The sequence below is a fragment of the Exiguobacterium sp. QJM3NY_9 genome (assembly GCF_056173545.1).
In genome coordinates this window covers 1925091-1944117 of sequence record NZ_CM149679.1, presented here as the reverse complement: position 1 = coordinate 1944117, position 19027 = coordinate 1925091, and the positions used below count along the sequence as shown (strand labels likewise).

Sequence of the window (19027 nt, the reverse complement as noted above, 5' to 3'; positions counted from 1 at the left end):
TAAGGGGAGGGGCGGCTACTGCGACTTCGTAGCTACCCCTCATTATTTTTTGATGTGGGGGAAAACAGGATGTGGCTTTACTTAGTGATTGCTGCTTTACTCGTAGGAGTGGATCAATTGACGAAATGGATCGTCGTCCAGCAGATGACGATTGGTCAAGCGATTGAAGTCATTCCAAATTTCTTTTATCTCAATTCATACCGCAACCGTGGAGCGGCATGGGGAATGCTTGAAGGAAAATTCGGCTTCTTCTTCATCGTGACGGTTCTCGTTGTTGTTGGTCTGATTTATTTTCTGTACAAAGAAGGAACAAAAAACAAAGTATTTGCTTGGAGTGTCGCTTTACTACTGAGTGGAGCGATCGGAAATTTCATTGACCGGATGGCGCGTGGGGAAGTCGTTGATTTCTTACACTTTTATCCGTTCGGCTATAATTTTCCGATCTTTAATGTCGCAGACGTCTGCTTGACATTTGGAGTGATTTTGATGCTGATTAGCGTCATGTTCGAAGAGCGTTTGACGAAGAAGGGAACGATTGATTAATGAATGAACAACAAGTATGGACGGTCGAAGCAAAAGGCGCGACAGGGCGAATCGATAAATGGTTGGCTGAACAACAAGAGTGGTCGCGTTCGCAAGTGCAAGACTGGTTAAAGGCGGGGCACGTCGAAGTAGACGGACGCATCGTGAAACCGAACTATAAGATGACGGGAACGGAAAGCATCACCGTGCATATCCCGGAAGCCGTCGAACTCGAAATCTTACCGGAAGACATTCCGCTAGATGTCGTTTACGAAGACAGCGATGTCATCGTCATCAATAAACCAAAAGGCATGGTCGTCCACCCGGCAGCAGGACACGTGTCAGGAACACTCGTTAATGCGTTGCTTCATCACTGCCAAGACCTCTCAGGCATCAATGGGGTCAAACGACCAGGGATCGTTCACCGGATCGATAAAGATACATCAGGTCTCTTGATGGTCGCTAAAAATGATTTAGCCCATGAATCGCTTGCGCAACAATTAAAAGATAAGACGACGGAACGTCTGTATATCGCGCTTGTCCATGGTGAAATTCCCCATGAACTCGGAACGATTGAAGCACCAGTCGGTCGTGATAAAAATGACCGTCAACGGATGACGGTCACGGACAAAAACTCAAAATCCGCTGTCACGCATTTCCGTGTCCTTGACCGGTATGAAGGCTTTACGGTCGTTGAGTGTAAACTCGAAACAGGACGGACTCACCAAATTCGTGTCCACATGCGCTATATCGGATTCCCGCTCGCAGGTGACCCGAAATATGGACCGCGGAAGACGATGAAGATGAATGGTCAAGCACTCCACGCAGCGGTTCTCGGATTTGAACATCCACGGACCGGCGAATGGTTGACGTTCGAAGCACCACTCCCGGAAGAAATGACGTTTGAGATCAGTCAGTTGAAAAAACTTGAATTAGAGTCTTGACGTTTTTCTGATAAAACGGTAGAGTAACACCTAGAGAGCGATGCGAGACATCAGCCTCACCAAATCGGTCGTCCGCGTGACGATCCTACAAAATTAGAACACCTTTAATCGAGTCCGGAGAGGCTACGAAAGGGAGACACCGTAACGCGTGTAAACACATGGCTTTGCTATGTACACATCTGTCTTCAACAATCTCCTGCCGATTAAGCAGGAGGTTTTTTTATGAAAGGAGAAGCCATGAAACCAGCCATCATTTTAGATGAAGCGGCAATCAGTCGTGCCTTAACACGAATCGCCCATGAAATCATCGAGCGCAACAAAGGGATTGAAGAATTGATGATCGTCGGTATCAAGACGCGGGGCGAAACACTTGCGAGACGCCTTGCCCGGCGGATTGAAGAGATTGAAGGAAAAGCCGTGTTACTCGGTGTCGTCGACATCTCGATGTACCGCGATGATCTCTCGAAGAAAAGCCTCGAGCCGGAAATCAAAGGGTCCGAGATGCCGGAAGACGTCACAGGAAAAATCGTTGTGCTCGTCGATGATGTCCTGTACACGGGACGGACGGTCCGCGCGGCAATGGACGCACTCGTCGATCATGGTCGACCAAGCATGATTCAGTTAGCTGTACTTGTTGACCGAGGTCACCGGGAACTCCCGATTCGACCAGATTTCATCGGCAAGAACGTTCCGACGTCACGCGAAGAACAAGTCGTCGTCGCCTTATCAGAAGTCGACGATGCTGATCAAGTATTCATTAAACGTTAAATCAAAAATACCTTTAACGTGGTCCAGAGAGACCAGAAAGGGAGATGCTCTCATGTCAAAACATAAAGCAATTCTTGAAGTCCGTGAATTACCGAAACATCCTCTTCAATGGCTGATGCTCAGCCTCCAACATGTCTTCGCGATGTTTGGTGCGACCGTGCTCGTTCCGTTACTTACGGGATTAAACACATCTGTCGCACTCGTCGCGAGCGGAGTCGGCACGTTGATTTTCCTCGCCGTCACCCGTTTCAAAGTCCCCACATACCTTGGTTCTAGTTTTGCCTACATCGTCCCGATCATCGCCGTCAGCGAACGCTGGGGTGTCGAAGATGCTCTTGTCGGCGGGATGGTCGCTGGACTTGTCTATGGACTCGTCTCCTTGATCATCACGTACACAGGCGTCTCCTGGTTGATGAAACTGCTTCCGCCGGTCGTCATCGGTCCGGTCATCATGGTCATCGGTCTATCGCTTGCCCCAACGGCTGTCAGCATGGCAATGAACGGAGCGGATGGCACATATAACGGCTTGTTCTTCTTCGTCGCCTTGACGACGCTCGCAGTTACGCTCCTCGCGATGACGTACTTTAAAGGCATGTGGAGTACGGTACCGATTTTGTTCGGCATTCTCGCCGGATACCTCGTCGCAGCAATTAGTGGGATTGTTGATTTCGCACCACTGCGCGAAGCAACATTCTTCCATCTACCTGACTTTACGATTCCGTTCCTCGACTATTCACCGACCTTGAACTGGGCTGCGCTCGCCTTGATCGTCCCGGTCACACTCGTCACGCTGACGGAACATATCGGTGAGCAAAAGGTCACTTCCCGCATCATCGGGCGCGAGACGCTTCTTGATCCGGGAATGCACCGGACAGTGCTTGGAGACGGGATTGCCAAGGCAGTCGCATCGATGCTCGGTGGACCACCTGTCACGACATACGGCGAAAATAACGGTGTCATGGCGATCACGCGTGTCTACAGCGTGTTTGTCCTTGGTGGCGCAGCATTACTTGCGATCAGCTTCGGATTCCTTGGATACGTCGAAGGCTTTATTAAAACGATTCCGACACCCGTCATGGGCGGCATCAGCATCCTCTTGTTCGGGGTCATCGCCTCGAACGGTCTCCGGACGATCGTCGAAAGTAAGGTCGATTTAGCAGATAAACGAAACTTGACGATCACGGCGGTCATCTTGGTCATCGGCATCGGCGGTGCAGCTTTGAAAGTGGGGAACTTCTCGTTAGAAGGAATGGCGCTCGCCACCATCCTCGGAGTTGTCTTGAACTTGATTTTACCGAAGGCGGCACAGGAAGAAGTCGACATCGAAGAAACACCTTTACAACCGAAACGAGCAGCTAACGACTTTTAAGACGTTCCCGAGAGGACGATAAAGTGGAGGCCCTTGTAGATCGCAGATGTTCATCTGCTTTCTTCAGCGCACCTTCACATCAGAAGGTGCGCTTTTTTGCGGCCGAAAAAGGAGTGAACGAGATGAAAACCCAACCAGTGAGTCCCGATTTCGTCAGTCTCGACCAGCTCTCGATTCTAGAAATCGAGCAGTTGATTGAGCGGGCGCTTGAATTGAAACATGGACAACCGTCAAATACCTTTGCGAATAAAACGATTGCCAACCTGTTCTTTGAAAATTCGACACGGACACGTTGTTCATTCGAGATGGCGGAACATCGCTTAGGAATGCATGTCCTGCCGTTTGAGACGACGACATCGTCCGTCCAAAAAGGGGAAACGTTACTCGATACATGTAAAACACTCGAGGCACTCGGGGTCGAAGCACTTGTCATCCGCCATCACGAGACAGGTTATTACCACGCGCTGATTGAGCAGTTGACGATTCCGGTCATCAATGCGGGCGATGGGAGTGGTCAACATCCATCCCAGTCTTTACTCGATTTAATGACGATGTTTGCCGAATTCGGTCATATTCACGGCAAAACGGTTGTCATCTGTGGTGACCTGCGACACAGCCGGGTCGCCCGCTCGAACGCGGACGTGTTGCAACGACTCGGGGCGACCGTCATCGGTTCCGGTCCACCGGAATGGTTTGACGAGACGATGGGGATTGCCTATGTCCCGATTGACGAGGCAATCGGGCAAAGTGACATCATCATGTTACTCCGGGTTCAGCAGGAACGGCACAATCAAGCGATGGAGCTCGAAGAAACGTATCACGAACAATATGGTTTGACACTCGACCGGATGCGCCGGGTCCGACCGGAAGCAATCATCTTACATCCGGCACCCGTCAATCGCGGAATCGAGATTGCGGACGAACTGGTCGAACATAGCCAGTCACGGATCTTCGAGCAGATGAAAAATGGTGTGTTCGCCCGGATGGCGATTTTAGAACGTGCGTTTCATCCTAACTCAACTGAAGGAGAGATTTAATATGACACTACGTATCGATCACGCAACATGGTATCAAAACGGACAATTGCAACAATCAAGCATTCGCATCGAGGATGGCTTGATTACGGATCTCGATGCTGCGCCGCGGGCGGACGAGCAAGTCATCGATGCAAGTAACCGCTTGTTAGCACCAGGCTTCGTCGATATTCATGTCCATCTCCGCGAACCGGGTGGCGAACATAAAGAAACGATTGCAACAGGTACGGCCGCAGCCGCAGCCGGCGGATTCACGACAATCTGTCCGATGCCGAATACGCGTCCTGTTCCGGATGACCGCGAGACGTTAGACGCCTTGTTCAAGAAAATCGAAGAAACGGCGTCTGTCCGGGTTTTGCCTTATGCGGCGATTTCAAAAAATCAGCTAGGACAGGAACTCGTCGCGTTTGAAGAATTAACGGATGCCTTTGCGTTTACAGATGACGGCGTCGGCGTTCAAAGTGCCGCCGTCATGCGGGAAGCGATGCGACATGCCGCAAAACTAGGGAAGACGGTCGTCGCCCATTGTGAGGACGATACGTTGAAAGCCGGCTGTGTCCATGAAGGTGCGTATAGTGAACGGGAAGGACTGCAGGGGATTCCGTCACTAGCGGAAAGTATCCACATCGCGCGCGACGTCTTAATCGCAGAAGCGACCGGCTGCCATTATCATGTCTGTCATGTCTCGACAAAAGAATCAGTCCGGGTCATTCGTGACGCCAAACGGGCAGGAATCCGTGTCACGGCAGAAGTGACACCGCACCATCTCGTCCTGACGGAAGATGACATCGAGGGGCAGGATCCGAACTTTAAAATGAATCCGCCCCTTCGGAGTAAGGCAGACCGGGCGGCACTGCTCGAAGGGTTACGCGACGGCACGATTGATTGTATCGCAACGGATCATGCGCCGCACGCAGCCGATGAAAAAGCGCTCGGCATCGAGCGGGCACCATTTGGAATTACGGGCTTCGAGACAGCCTTTCCACTACTTTATACGAAACTTGTTCAAACGAACCAGATGACGCTAAGCGACTTAGTCGATGCCTTGACACGCAAGCCGGCCGCCTTGTTCGACTTACCGTATGGTCGCTTGGAAGTCGGGGCACCGGCAGATCTCGTGTTGCTTGATTTAGAGACCGTTCGACCGGTTGAACCAGAACGCTTTTATTCAAAAGGAAAAAATACACCGTTCGCGGGGCAGTTACTGACAGGATACCCGGTCATGACACTCGTCGATGGAAAAATCGTATTCAAGGGGGAAACGGCACATGTCTAAACGGACACTCATTTTAGAAGATGGTATGACGTTCGAAGGGACAGCATTTGGCGCAACACGCGTCACGATGGGGGAAGTCGTCTTCCAGACAGGGATGACGGGCTACCAGGAAATGTTATCTGATCCATCCTATTGTGACCAGATGATCGTCTTGACGAATCCCTTGATCGGAAACTATGGCATCAACCGAGAAGATTACGAAACGACGCGACCACTTGCGAAAGCACTCATCGTCCGTGAAGTCTGCCATACTCCGTCGAACTTCCGCTCCCAATCGTCGTTAGCAGAGTCCTTAGAAGAATTCGATATTCCGGGCTTAACCGGCGTCGATACACGTCAACTGACGCGCCACTTACGATCAAAAGGCGTCATGCGGGGATTGCTCGTCGATGGTGAATTTAATCTCGCCGATCAATTAGACCGTTTGCACAACATGCCGCTCGCAACGGATCAGGTGCAACGTGCTTCGACGGAACGGGCGTACATCATCCCGGGTGCCGGTCCGCGGATTGTCCTCGTCGACTTTGGTGCAAAGCTCGGCATCGTCCGTGAACTCGTCCGCCGCGGTTGCGAAGTTGTCGTCGTACCGTACAATGTTACGGCGAAGGAAGTCTTGCGTTATAAACCGGACGGCATGATGTTATCGAACGGTCCCGGGAATCCGAAAGACGTTCCAACAGCGATTCCATTGATTCAAGAGTTGACAGGGAAAATCGTCATCTTCGGCATTTGTCTCGGTCATCAATTAATTGCGCTTGCGCACGGCGCCGATACGTTCAAGTTACCGTTCGGTCATCGCGGTGCCAATCACCCGGTTCAAGATCTTCAAACCGGTCACGTCAGCATCACCTCACAAAATCATGGCTACGCCGTCGACGAACAGTCATTGAAGGGATTCGAGTTAATCGTCACTCACGTCGCCATCAATGATGGGACGGTCGAAGGTGTCAGACACCGGACGGAACCTGTCTTCTCTGTTCAATATCATCCGGAAGCATCACCCGGTCCAATGGATGCCAATGATTTATTCGATCAGTTTTTAACAGAAATCACGAACCAACAGGAGGTCACTCATGCCTAAACGTCAAGATATCCAGAAGATTCTCGTTATCGGATCAGGTCCAATCGTCATCGGACAAGCAGCAGAGTTTGATTATGCCGGAACCCAAGCGTGCCAAGCACTCAAGGAAGAAGGTTACGAAGTCATCCTCGTGAACTCGAACCCCGCAACGATCATGACAGACCCGACTGTCGCTGACCGGGTTTACATCGAACCGCTCCAAGCGGAGTTCGTGTCCCGGATCATCCGCAAGGAACGTCCGGATGCCTTGCTTGCGACACTCGGTGGGCAGACTGGATTGAATCTAGCGGTCGAACTCGATCGACTCGGCGTTTTGGCTGAATATGGTGTCGAACTGCTCGGAACGAAACTGTCTGCGATTGAAGAGGCAGAAGATCGTGATTTGTTCAGAAAATTGATGTTCAGACTGGGACACGGTGTCCCGGAGAGTGAAATCGTTCATACAGTAGAAGAAGCGGAACAATTTTGCGCGAAAATCGGTCTGCCGATCATCATTCGACCGGCTTACACACTCGGTGGTACAGGCGGCGGGATTGCCGAAACGATGGACGAGTTCGTCCGAATCGTCGAGGGCGGTATCAAAGCGAGTCCGGCGAACCAAGTATTGCTCGAGAAATCAATTGCCGGGATGAAAGAAGTTGAGTTCGAAGTCATGCGTGACGCGACGAACCAAGCGATCATCGTCTGTGCGATGGAAAACTTTGACCCGGTCGGCGTCCATACGGGCGACTCGATTGTCTTTGCTCCAACCCAAACACTGTCCGACCGCGATTATCAAATGATGCGAAATGTTTCACTCGACATCATCCGTGCCCTTGGCATCGAAGGCGGATGTAACATCCAGTTTGCACTTGATCCGCATAGTTTCGACTACTATGTCATCGAAGTGAACCCGCGCGTTTCACGCTCGTCGGCCTTGGCGTCGAAGGCGACAGGCTACCCGATTGCAAAACTTGCGGCAAAAATTGCTGTCGGTTATGCCTTATCGGAACTGAAGAACCCGATCACGGAAACGAGTTTTGCCTCGTTTGAACCCGCACTCGACTACGTCGTTGCAAAGATTCCGCGCTGGCCGTTTGATAAGTTCGAATCGGCAGACCGGACGCTTGGGACGCAGATGAAGGCGACAGGCGAAGTCATGGCGATGGGGCGGACGATGGAAGAAGCCTTGCTGAAGGCAGTCCGCTCGCTCGAAATCGGGATGTCGGATCTCCGGATGGACCGTTTCCTCGACATGGATGAAGTGACACTCAACCAGTACATCGTCGAAGCAACGGATGAACGGTTATTCGCCCTTTACGCGGGGATGGAGCGGGGTTATTCGGTCGAACAAATTCACGAATGGACAAGCATCGACCGGCTGTTTTTAGAGAAGTTACACCATATCTTCCGGATTGAACAGGAGTTGGCACGCGAGGAGCTGACACGCGAGCGTTTATTACACGCAAAACGTTACGGCTTCAGCGATGCGATGATTGGCCGGATCACGAAGAAAAGTGAGACCGTGATTCGTCATACGCGAAATCAAGAACAGATTCATCCCGTCTACAAGATGGTCGATACGTGTGCAGCAGAGTTCGCTTCCGATACACCGTATTACTACGGAACGTATGAAGTCGAAAATGAAGCGGCACCGACGACACGTCCATCGATTCTCGTGCTGGGTTCCGGGCCGATTCGGATTGGACAAGGGGTCGAATTCGACTATGCGACGGTCCACTCGATTCAAGCGATTCGCGAAGCGGGTTATGAAGCGATCATCGTTAACAATAACCCGGAAACGGTCTCGACGGACTTCTCGATTTCGGACCGGCTCTACTTTGAACCACTGACGACGGAAGATGTTCTCGAAGTCATCCGAAATGAACAACCAATCGGCGTCATCGTCCAGTTCGGCGGGCAAACTGCCATCAACTTAGCTGAGTCGCTCGCTGACGAAGGGGTCAAGATTCTCGGAACGGCGTTAGAAGATCTTGATATGGCAGAAGACCGGAAACAATTCGAAGCCGCTTTGACAAAACTTGAGATTCCACAACCGCCCGGAAAAACAGCGGTCACGGTCGAAGAAGCGACGGCAGCGGCAGCGGGTCTCGGCTATCCTGTCCTCGTCCGCCCCTCTTATGTCCTCGGTGGACGTGCAATGGAAATCGTCTACGGGCAACAAGAGCTCGAACATTATATGAAACATGCCGTCATCGCCTCGCCGGAACGACCGGTCCTCGTCGACCGTTACTTGACGGGAATGGAGCTTGAAGTGGATGCGATTTGCGACGGTGAAGATGTCGTCATCCCGGGTATCATGGAGCACATCGAACGCGCGGGAGTACACTCCGGGGACTCGATCGGGGTTTATCCCCCGCAACGTGTCGCGCAAGCAATCAAAGATCAAATCGTTGATTACACGACGCGCATCGCAAAAGCATTCCGCATCAAAGGATTGCTCAACATCCAGTTCGTCTTCGCTGACGGGGAACTCTATGTGCTTGAAGTCAACCCGCGGGCGAGTCGGACTGTACCGTTCATCTCAAAAGTAACGGGGTTACCGGTCGCACGTCTCGCGACGAACGTCATCTTAGGCGAGACACTCGCGTCTTACGGACTGACAAGCGGTCTCCTGCCGGAAGAGAAGCTCGTGTCCGTCAAAGTACCGGTCTTCTCATTCGCGAAACTGAAGGAAGTTGATCCGTCACTCGGACCGGAAATGAAGTCGACCGGTGAAGTCATCGGAACGGACCGGACGCTCGAGAAAGCACTGTATAAAGGATTGCTTGCTTCCGGAATGGCGATTCCTGAACATGGTCGTATCTTGATGACGGTCGCTGACCAAGATAAACAAGAAATGCTGGGTCTCGCCAAGCGGTTTGCAGCACTCGGATTCACATTGCTCGCAACAGCCGGAACAGCAAGCTTCTTGACAGAACATGAGTTAGCCGTCCAGGTCGTCGGAAAAATTGGTTCCGATCAAGGGTCAATGCTCGATTTAATCGAAAAAGCAGAAGTCGAGTATGTCATCAACACGATGAGTCGCGACTCCCAAGTGACGAAAGATGGTTTCATCATTCGCCGGGCAGCCGCAGAAAACAATGTCGTCTGTCTGACATCGCTCGATACGGCAGAAGCCCTACTCCGAGTCATTGAAAGTCTCTCGTTCGAAGCGAGTTCGATTCAAGCATTCACGCATATGAAAAAGGCGGTGACGCGATGATTGAACTACTAACGGTCGTCTCAACGAAGAAGGTCGCAGTTAATGCGACAGAGTTGATTTGTCGGATGCCGGAGGTAAAAAAGATTGAACCAGGTCGCTTCATGCACCTGCGCGTTGGTCCGTTATTACGGCGTCCGATTTCAATCGCGAATGTCGAGGGCGATCTAATCACTTTTTTATTCAAAGAGATTGGTCAAGGGACAAAAGAACTCGCTTCCTTACGGCCTGGAGATCTCGTCGATGCCCTCGGACCACTTGGAAACGGTTTTCCGGTGAACTTGATTGAGCGAACGAGTCGCGTCGTACTCGTTGGTGGGGGAATCGGTGTTCCGCCGCTGTATTATACGATGCGTAAACTCGTCGAACGTGGGGTGACGTGTGAAGCGATTCTTGGTTTTGATACAGCAGACAGTGTGTTTTACGAAGAGGCGTTTAAAAAGCTCGGGCCGACGACAATTACGACGGTCGACGGGACGGCGGGTGTTCAAGGATTTGTGACGGCGGCACTGACACCAGAGCGGTTCGATACGTTACTCGCGTGTGGGCCGGAACCGATGTTACGCTCCTTGCAAACGGTCCCGATTCAAGATCGTTTCCTGTCGATTGAAAACCGGATGGGTTGTGGGATTGGTGCTTGTTTCGCCTGTGTCTGTAAGACACCGGACGGAAACTACGTGAAGACATGCTCCGATGGTCCTGTCTTTCGGGCGGAAGAGGTGATTTTATGAATCGATTAGCGGTCACGTTACCGGGATTGAATTTGAAAAATCCAATTATGCCAGCATCCGGTTGCTTCGGCTTCGGGGAAGAGTTTGCCAAGTTCTACGATTTATCTGTCCTTGGCGGAATCATGATTAAGGCGGCGACAGGCGAGGAGCGATACGGAAATCCAACCCCACGCGTCGCGGAGAGCGGAATGGGAATGCTGAACGCAATCGGATTGCAAAACCCGGGCGTCGAAGGCATCATCGAAACGAAGTTACCATTCTTAAGCCAGTTCGATACGGAAATCATCGCGAATGTCGCCGGATCAACACCGGAAGAATACGAAACGGTCACCCGGTTAATCAGTCAAAATCCGGTCGTCAAAGCAATCGAGTTGAATATCTCTTGTCCGAACGTCAAATCCGGCGGACTGCAGTTCGGAACAGACCCACGGATGGCAGCAGAATTAACGCGACGTGTCAAAGCAGTGTCGGATAAACCCGTCTACGTCAAACTGTCACCGAACGTCACGTCAATCGTCGAGATGGCACAGGCCGTCGAACAGGCAGGAGCGGACGGGTTGACGATGATCAACACGCTAGTCGGGATGCGAATTGATGTCCGGACCGGTCAACCGATTCTCGCAAATCGGATTGGCGGTTTGTCTGGCCCCGCCATCAAACCCGTTGCAATCCGAATGATTCATGATGTCGCACAAGTCGTCGAGATTCCGATCATCGGGATGGGCGGCGTCATGGAGGTCGATGATGTGCTAGAAATGATTTATGCTGGTGCATCGGCTGTAGCGGTCGGGACGGCGAACTTCGTCAATCCGTTCATTTGCCAAGAGTTGATTGCTGCTCTTCCGAAACGAATGGACGAACTCGGGATCGAACATATTTTAGACATTAGGGGGAACGCATATGGGGCAGCTTTACATCGCGCTTGATTTTCCGTCAGGATTACACGTCACTCGATTTTTAGAAAAATTCGGTCCAGTCCGACCTGCCGTCAAAGTCGGCATGGAGCTCTATTACGCCGAAGGGCCGGCGTTCGTCCGACAATTGGTCGAACGGGGACATGCCGTCTTTTTAGACTTGAAGGTCCATGATATCCCGGAAACGGCGCGACGAACACTTCGCGTCATCGGTCAGCTCGGCGTTGAGTTGACGAACGTTCATGCTGCGGGAGGACTCGAAATGATGCGTGCGGCACGGGAAGGATTAGACGAAACAGCTGCGGGCATCCGGTTGATTGCCGTGACACAATTGACGTCGACGGATCAGGCGATGGTCGAACAATTACTGATTCATGAGGAATTGGATACCGTCGTCGTCGCATATGCACAACTAGCCGAACAAGCTGGTTTAGACGGAGTTGTCTGTTCAGCACTCGATGTTGAAAAAATCAAGCCGGGTTGCCGCGATGGATTTCAACTCGTCACACCGGGGATTCGACCGGCAGGGACAGCGGCGCATGATCAAAAACGAATCGCAACGGTTGAATTTGCCCGCGATGCGGGAGCGACGGATCTTGTAATCGGACGCGCCATCACGCAGGCGGACGACCCGGCAGCGATGTACGAAGACTTACTGGCACAATGGAAGGGGATCCGACAATGAATCAATTAGCGACTGCATTACTCGAAATCGAAGCCGTCACACTTTCACCGAGTCAACCGTACACATGGGCGAGCGGACTCCGTTCACCGATCTACTGTGATAATCGTCTGACATTGTCGAGTCCGGATGTCCGTTCGATGATTGCCGATTTATTGGCGCAGCAAGTCAAATCGTTACAAGTCGACGTCATCGCAGGGACGGCGACAGCGGGTATTCCACACGCCGCGCTCGTCGCGGACCGACTCAACTTACCGATGGTCTATGTCCGCGGTAGTGCCAAACAACATGGAAAAGGGAATCAAATCGAAGGGCGCATTAAACCGGGCCAACGCGTCGTTGTCATCGAAGATCTGTTATCGACAGGTAAATCATCGATTGATGCGGCTGAAGCTTTGCAACAGGCAGGGGCGGAAGTCGTGCAGATTCAAGCCATCTTCTCCTATGGCATGAGTCGTTTGCAAGCTAATTTAACGGCAGCGAATCTGAAGGCGACATCGCTACTGAATTTTTCGGAGTTACTCGAAACGGCAGTTGCGACAAGTGCGATCTCGAGAGACGAACAGACACAACTGCTCGCGTGGTCAATTGATCCAGTTGCTTGGAGTGACCGTTTCACAGCGACGATTTGATTGAGTGAATCAAATACCAGAGTGTAAATAGAGGCTCCTTATCCGGACGGGTAAGGAGCCTTGACGATTTTAGATGAATGTTTTTTGACTTGTCGTATGGGGTGGAAACTTTTTTTGTTACACTAGTTGTAGAACAAAGGAGGTCGCTTCAGATGGTAACGCATTATCGGGATTATGAGAGTTTTAAACGCGTGGCTGTTCCTTTCCTTGAACAGCGCAGTGAGGTCCACCAATTGCCGCTCGGTATCTTGGAACGGGGGGATACGCCACTTTTGATGGCGATCGCTGAAGAAGACGAACGAAAAATCATCATCCTACAAACGATTGAAGAACAGGCGATTTTGGCAGGTGAAGCATTTTCGGATCCAAGCATGCGAAAACTTGCCCGGATTTTTGACTGTAAGGGATATGTCGGAGAACATGCGCTCGTCAAGCCGCTTCTTGCTCCGCATACGAAATACCGTGTGAAGATGGATCAAGGAATGTATGCCTTACATCACGTGACGCGACCACCGCAACTTGAATACGCTTTTCGTATCGTTGACGAACAGGCTGTCGACCAAGCCGTCTCGTTCGGATGGGACTTCATTTGCGAGACCGGTGCATTAGCCGTGACGGAGCGGAATCGTCTTCAAAATGAACAGACGATCCGTCGTCATAGTTCAAAGCAGACGTTATTTGGTCTGTTCGACGGGAACCGTCTCATATCCATGACGTCAGCTAGTCGACCGACAGCGTCAGGCGTGACCGTCTCTTACGTCTATACGCCGCCGGAACTTAGAGGGCGAGGTCTTGCTTCTGATCTCGTGGCCCGTGTCTGTACCTATTTGCTGGAGCAAGCGTACCCGATGATCACACTCTATACGGACTGGTCGAACCCGACGTCCAATAAAATCTATCAAGCAATCGGTTTTCAACTCGTCGGTCGCTCGTTACAAATCACAAAAACCGATAAATACCGGTAGTCGAGAGTCGGTCTGTTTGTCTTTGACAACGGAACATAAGCTTTTTTCCTGTTTGGTGCGGACGAAGCGAATGATTTTTTCAACACGGGATGAAAACTGATGTTGCAGTGTGACAGCTATGCATCAAATCATGATAAATATAAAAACGCCGATGCTACCGTCTGAAAAATGGAAGCATCGGCGTTTTAATTTCGGGTGTTGCCTACTTAAAACGTCGCGATGATTTTACCGCGGACGTGTCGTTCTGCCAACCGCTTTAGCCCTTCGACCAATTGATCGGCCGGGATGATGTCGGTGACGAGTGGATCGAGTTCATTCTGTTGCACGAGTTGAAGCAATGCCGATGCCATTTGACCAAGGTTGCGGATGGCGCGGTCATTTTGACTCGCGTAAGCGGCAGCAAGCGCGACTTCATGGATTGACGGCGATAGCGTAAACGGTTTGACGATCGACAAATCGGGACCGCCGGCGATATAGGCGAGTTGACCGGAAAAGGCGAGCCGTCCTAAATCGTCCGTCGCTTCTCTTCGGCCTACCGTATTCAAGATTAAATCGACGCCACGTCCATCCGTCCAGTCACGAATCACCTCGGTGACGTTCTCCAGTTTATAATCAATCGCTAAGTCAGCCCCTAGTTGTCTGACCCAGTCATGATTTTCAGTCGACGCGGTCGTCGCGACACGTAAGCCGAGACGTTTCGCGAGCTGGATGCCGAATCCGCCAACACCACCGGCACCGGCATGGATGAGAATCGTCTCTTTATCCGTCGTGTTCATCTTTTGATGGATCGCTTCATAAGCCGTCATCCCTGCGCAGAGAATCGCTGCGGCATCGGTAAAGCTGACGTCTTCCGGAATGAGGGCAAGTGCCCGTGCATCGACTGCAGCGTATTCCGCGAACGCTCCATTTTTTTGAAGGTTCGTATGAATCGCGACACGGTCTCCGACCGACAAATCACCTGCGTCTGAACCGACCTGTTCGACGACTCCGGCTAAATCGACACCGGGAGTGTGCGGGAACGTCCAAGCGGGATTGTTCGTCGCTTTGTAATCGACAGGATTCAGGGCGACGGCTTTAACACGAATCAACGCTTCATGTGCTTGGAATTGCGGCATCTCGACGTCACGGTACTGCCAATTTTCAATAGATGTTCCCTCTTGATTGAGCCACGCCTTCATGATTAATAGGCGCCTTCGGAGTACGTCAATTCATATGAGTGTGAATAGAGTTCGACGAGGTTACCGAACGGATCTTCACAATATACCATGCGGTACGGTTTTTCACCCGGGTAGTATTCACGAATCGGCATCCGTTGTTTGCCGCCGTGAGCCACAATTTTTTCGACCATGCCTTCAATATCCGGGTCTTGAATCGCGTAATGGAAAATACCTGTTTTCCAGAATTCGAAGTTATTTTCCGGTTGTTCATTGTTCGGGAATTCAAAGAGTTCGATCCCGATTCGGTCGCCTGTCGCCATATGCGCGATGCGGAATTTGCCCCATCCTGCTCCAAATACGTCCGTACACATGACGCCGATTGGGGAATCGTCTTCAACGACATCAGATGGTTCCATGATGACGTACCATCCCATAACCTCCGAATAAAACTTAATAGCTGCCTCTAAATCTGGGACCGAAAGTCCGATGTGTGAAAAATTACGTGGGTAAGTCATGTTTGTTGTCTCCTTTGCTTTTTGATTTACGCTAACGGTAACTTACGATACACTCGATTGCATAGTACGCACTTTGAAGTAACTACTTAAAGGAGAGACGAAAAGTAATGACGACAGAACAATTTCCAGTTAATCGAGCGCTCGAAATCATTGGTGGAAAATGGCGCCCACAGTTATATTGCACGTTAGAGGACGGTCCTAAACGTTTTCTAGAATTGCATCGGTCGATTCCGGGCATCTCAAGGAAGGTGTTGACAGATCAATTAAAGGAACTTGAACGACTTGGCATGGTCGAACGGATTGAATTTGATGAAGCGGTCCTGCATGTCGAATACCGACTGACAGATGCTGCGTTTACGCTTCAACCGGCGATGAAAGGTTTATGTGCTTGGGGAGAGGGGAAAAAATAACTCGTTCCGATTATTTGTTAGGGGAGGTCTTTTAAATGAAAGTGACATATCACGGACAGTCAACGGTAACGATTGAAACGAATGGACAACACATCGTGATTGACCCGTTTTTTAGTGGGAATGACAAAGCGATGACAAAACCGGAAGACGTCAAAGCAGATTTTATTCTTTTGACCCACGCCCATGCCGATCATATGGCGGATGCGGAAACGATTGCGAAGTCGAAGGGCGCGACGATTGTCGCAACACATGAACTAGCGACGTATTTAAGTTTTAAAGGGTTGAATGTTCATCCGATGAATATCGGCGGTCAATTTGAATTTCCATTCGGAAAAGTAAAAATGACGCAAGCCTTCCATTCTTCAAGCATCATTGATGAAGAGAAGCAGACCATCATGTACATGGGAATGCCGGCTGGCTTCTTACTGACGATTGAAGATAAGGTACTGTACCATGCAGGAGATACGGCGTTGTTCGGCGATTTAGCATTGTATGGGGCACATCATGACATTGATCTTGCATTTTTACCAATCGGCGACAATTTCACGATGGGACCGGAAGATGCCTTAATCGCTGCCGATATGTTGCAGGCGAACGCGGTTGTACCGATTCATTACGATACATTCGACTTAATCAAACAAGATGCCAAATCTTTTTGTGATGAGCTTGAAGCGCAAGGGCAGACAGGTCATCCTTTAGCGATTGATGAATCGCTTGAACTGTAAAGCAGATTTTGAAAAATTAGCGCTAACTTAAAAGGAAGAAGGAGAATCATTTCAGCTGATTCTTCTTCTTCCTTTTTTTTACCGCCGTTCATTCTTCCGCCCGATGCCAAGACATTTACGATTTTCGTATGATGGAGAGAGGATGTTGACAGGACAATCATAAATTCGGAATAATGGAAGTGAACTGGATGGAGGTAAACGGATGGACGATACAACGAGTAGATCAGAACGAAAACGAAAACAGTCGACGTTTACACGTTTAAAAGCAAAACGACGAAAACAAAATGATTCTTTTGAAAGAATTGGTCAGCGCAAGCCTGTTCGCCGTCCGTGGATACTATATGCTTCGGTCGGATCAGCCCTTATTCTTCTATACGCGGTGACACTCTTACTTACGACAGATTCTTTATCTCGTGGTGAGACATTCAAGACGACGAACCGCTATAAAACATTACAAATCGAAGCACCGAACGCGAGCATCAACTTCGTTAGAAGCACGGATGGGAATGTTCAATTGAAACTGGTCGATAGTGCTTCAAGTAAAAAACGCTTAAAAGTCGGGACGTCAGGAAATACGATTACCGTGACAGGACGTGACGGCTGGCTGGCCCGATTCGGAAATCGCCCGAGCTTGAAAACGGGGGATTATGAGATTGAAGTTGGTTTACCCAGCTATATGAATCGGATTGATGTCGATGCGGCCTCGTTAACAGGGATGGGCGTTTTTGCCAAGGTGATTCAGCTTGACGCGGAGACGATTCGTCTGAACAAAATTAACGCAGATGAAGTGACATTGATTGGGAGCGGATCTGTTGACATCGAGGATTTGAATGCTGTTCATGCTGATATCACAGGAAAGAGTGTCAAACTCGACGAATATGGTGTGAAACTTGATTTAAGCGTCAAGACGATTGATGGAGCGATTCGATTAAATCCTGCAAAAACCGCTGGGACAATTACGGTTGAAACGGATGGAGACGTGAAAGCTGCAAAACGTTACACGAAATTAAAAGACGACAGTGCAGTTATTTATGAGCTGTCGAAACAAGAAAAGCCGGAAGTGACGGTTGAAAGTGAAGTCGGGCAGGTGACGCTCGAGTGAACATCCAATTTCGAATCGGTCTCCGTACCATTAAGACAGGGATCGCCGTCGCGATTGCGCTCAGCTTCTCTTGGTACGTCTTTGACATCTATTCTGGAATGGGAGCCGTCGCAGCAATCGTTGCGATGCAACCGACGATTCACCGCTCCTTTAAAATGTTCTTTAATCGAGTGTTCGGAACGATTTTAGGCCTTGTCTGTGGTCTCGTAGTCGTTGCGACGTTAGGGGCAAACCCCTTGACGATTGGGTTAGCCGTTATCGTGTCGCTCGTCTTCAACTCGATGATTGGTCGGACGGACATGTCGACGTTTGCTGCCTTTGCCATCGTTTTGATGTTTGAAAGTCCGACTGCCGATTATGTCCATTATGCCTTGACGCGGTCTCTGTTGACGGTCGTTGGTGTTTTATCGGCGGTCGCCGTCAACTATATCGTCTTCCCACCGCACTATGAAAACCGTTTGATGTTGCTCGTTAAAAAAACGACGCAACAATTAATGGAGGACTGGCGGAGTCTCGTTAAGGACGACGCAAAACTGCTGGCAGTCCGTAAGCAAGTGCTAAAACATGAAGAGATGATGTTGATGCTTCAAGAAGATCAAAAATATCCGCTCGTGACGAGTGGACAAAGTGAACCGTTTATTGAACTGAAGCAGCTCGTCGATTTAGAAGATAAATTACTGTTACTGCTTGAGAGTATCGCCAGTCACCGAGATATCCCGATGACGGATGAACAAGAAAAAATGCTCGGTCAAGAGATCGACTTTTTGTTGAGTCATCATTATGATGTGATTTTTTCGCATGAACGGAAACAATCAATGTTCTCGTTTGATGAAGAAGTGAATGAAGCGAAGGATATCATCAATGGGCATCTCCTTGATTACCGTGAACAGCTCGAAAAAATCAAGTAGATGTTCTCTCCGAGCGGGCGTCTCATAATATTTTCGTAAAAGAAGACGAACACGCCAAAAAAGATGGAACGTCACTTTGAAGTGATGTTC

General features: G+C 50.2%; 19 protein-coding genes. 17 read left to right on the top strand and 2 right to left on the bottom strand.

All coding sequences use genetic code 11. From position 1 onward, the window contains the following. The first annotated feature begins 69 nt into the window (after positions 1-69). The 13 genes from lspA to AC0VYQ_RS10000 all read left to right on the top strand — a co-directional run bounded on the left by lspA (position 70) and on the right by AC0VYQ_RS10000 (position 14120). Positions 70-543 carry a signal peptidase II gene (lspA, locus tag AC0VYQ_RS10060; protein ID WP_088837423.1) on the top strand — a complete coding sequence of 158 codons (474 nt, stop codon included), beginning with the start codon at positions 70-72 and terminating at the stop codon, positions 541-543. Next, a complete protein-coding gene (locus AC0VYQ_RS10055; protein ID WP_475403506.1) occupies positions 543-1466 on the top strand; it encodes an RluA family pseudouridine synthase in 924 nt (307 codons plus the stop codon). Before lspA ends, AC0VYQ_RS10055 begins: the two co-directional genes overlap by 1 nt. A gap of 237 nt (positions 1467-1703) precedes the next feature. After that, positions 1704-2234, top strand: coding sequence for a bifunctional pyr operon transcriptional regulator/uracil phosphoribosyltransferase PyrR (gene pyrR, locus AC0VYQ_RS10050; protein ID WP_029330897.1), 531 nt, complete (start codon positions 1704-1706; stop codon positions 2232-2234). Positions 2235-2286: 52 nt separating this feature from the next. Next, positions 2287-3603 (top strand): uracil-xanthine permease family protein, encoded by a 1317-nt coding sequence (locus AC0VYQ_RS10045; RefSeq protein ID WP_214892101.1) that lies wholly within the window; start codon positions 2287-2289, stop codon positions 3601-3603. Between the two features lie 122 nt (positions 3604-3725). Continuing rightward, on the top strand, positions 3726-4640 hold the full coding sequence (locus AC0VYQ_RS10040) for an aspartate carbamoyltransferase catalytic subunit (RefSeq protein ID WP_475403505.1): 915 nt from the start codon (positions 3726-3728) through the stop codon (positions 4638-4640). 1 nt (position 4641) lies between these two features. Then, positions 4642-5913, top strand: a complete 1272-nt coding sequence (locus tag AC0VYQ_RS10035; protein WP_475403504.1) for a dihydroorotase — start codon at positions 4642-4644, stop codon at positions 5911-5913. After that, positions 5906-6994, top strand: coding sequence for a carbamoyl phosphate synthase small subunit (locus AC0VYQ_RS10030; protein ID WP_475403503.1), 1089 nt, complete (start codon positions 5906-5908; stop codon positions 6992-6994). The genes AC0VYQ_RS10035 and AC0VYQ_RS10030 overlap by 8 nt, the downstream gene beginning before the upstream one ends. Continuing rightward, positions 6987-10199: a carbamoyl-phosphate synthase large subunit gene (gene carB / locus AC0VYQ_RS10025; protein ID WP_475403502.1), complete on the top strand. Its 3213-nt coding sequence runs from the start codon at positions 6987-6989 to the stop codon at positions 10197-10199. Before AC0VYQ_RS10030 ends, carB begins: the two co-directional genes overlap by 8 nt. After that, positions 10196-10927, top strand: a complete 732-nt coding sequence (locus AC0VYQ_RS10020; protein WP_475403501.1) for a dihydroorotate dehydrogenase electron transfer subunit — start codon at positions 10196-10198, stop codon at positions 10925-10927. The genes carB and AC0VYQ_RS10020 overlap by 4 nt, the downstream gene beginning before the upstream one ends. After that, positions 10924-11853: a dihydroorotate dehydrogenase gene (locus AC0VYQ_RS10015; RefSeq protein WP_475403500.1), complete on the top strand. Its 930-nt coding sequence runs from the start codon at positions 10924-10926 to the stop codon at positions 11851-11853. Before AC0VYQ_RS10020 ends, AC0VYQ_RS10015 begins: the two co-directional genes overlap by 4 nt. Further along, complete coding sequence (gene pyrF, locus AC0VYQ_RS10010; protein ID WP_475403499.1) at positions 11828-12526, top strand: orotidine-5'-phosphate decarboxylase; 699 nt, start codon at positions 11828-11830, stop codon at positions 12524-12526. The genes AC0VYQ_RS10015 and pyrF overlap by 26 nt, the downstream gene beginning before the upstream one ends. Further along, positions 12523-13155, top strand: coding sequence for an orotate phosphoribosyltransferase (gene pyrE / locus AC0VYQ_RS10005; protein ID WP_475403498.1), 633 nt, complete (start codon positions 12523-12525; stop codon positions 13153-13155). Before pyrF ends, pyrE begins: the two co-directional genes overlap by 4 nt. Positions 13156-13307: 152 nt before the next feature. Continuing rightward, complete coding sequence (locus tag AC0VYQ_RS10000) at positions 13308-14120, top strand: GNAT family N-acetyltransferase (RefSeq protein WP_475403497.1); 813 nt, start codon at positions 13308-13310, stop codon at positions 14118-14120. Positions 14121-14326: 206 nt separating this feature from the next. Here AC0VYQ_RS10000 and AC0VYQ_RS09995 read toward each other — a convergent pair whose 3' ends face one another. Both AC0VYQ_RS09995 and AC0VYQ_RS09990 read right to left on the bottom strand, forming a co-directional pair. Next, the gene (locus AC0VYQ_RS09995) at positions 14327-15298 is read right to left on the bottom strand and encodes a zinc-binding dehydrogenase (protein WP_475403496.1); all 972 of its coding nucleotides are present in this window, start codon (positions 15296-15298) and stop codon (positions 14327-14329) included. 2 nt (positions 15299-15300) lie between these two features. After that, positions 15301-15792, bottom strand: coding sequence for a lactoylglutathione lyase family protein (locus tag AC0VYQ_RS09990; RefSeq protein WP_215115431.1), 492 nt, complete (start codon positions 15790-15792; stop codon positions 15301-15303). A 107-nt stretch (positions 15793-15899) separates the two neighbouring features. On the opposite strand from AC0VYQ_RS09990, the gene AC0VYQ_RS09985 reads away from it, so the two are divergent. The 4 genes from AC0VYQ_RS09985 to AC0VYQ_RS09970 all read left to right on the top strand — a co-directional run bounded on the left by AC0VYQ_RS09985 (position 15900) and on the right by AC0VYQ_RS09970 (position 18937). Beyond that, the gene (locus AC0VYQ_RS09985) at positions 15900-16202 is read left to right on the top strand and encodes a winged helix-turn-helix transcriptional regulator (RefSeq protein WP_214765190.1); all 303 of its coding nucleotides are present in this window, start codon (positions 15900-15902) and stop codon (positions 16200-16202) included. A 35-nt stretch (positions 16203-16237) separates the two neighbouring features. Further along, complete coding sequence (locus tag AC0VYQ_RS09980) at positions 16238-16927, top strand: metal-dependent hydrolase (RefSeq protein ID WP_475403495.1); 690 nt, start codon at positions 16238-16240, stop codon at positions 16925-16927. A 202-nt stretch (positions 16928-17129) separates the two neighbouring features. Beyond that, complete coding sequence (locus tag AC0VYQ_RS09975) at positions 17130-18029, top strand: DUF4097 family beta strand repeat-containing protein (RefSeq protein ID WP_214892082.1); 900 nt, start codon at positions 17130-17132, stop codon at positions 18027-18029. Beyond that, positions 18026-18937, top strand: coding sequence for an FUSC family protein (locus AC0VYQ_RS09970; protein ID WP_214765184.1), 912 nt, complete (start codon positions 18026-18028; stop codon positions 18935-18937). Before AC0VYQ_RS09975 ends, AC0VYQ_RS09970 begins: the two co-directional genes overlap by 4 nt. The last annotated feature ends 90 nt before the right edge of the window (positions 18938-19027 follow it).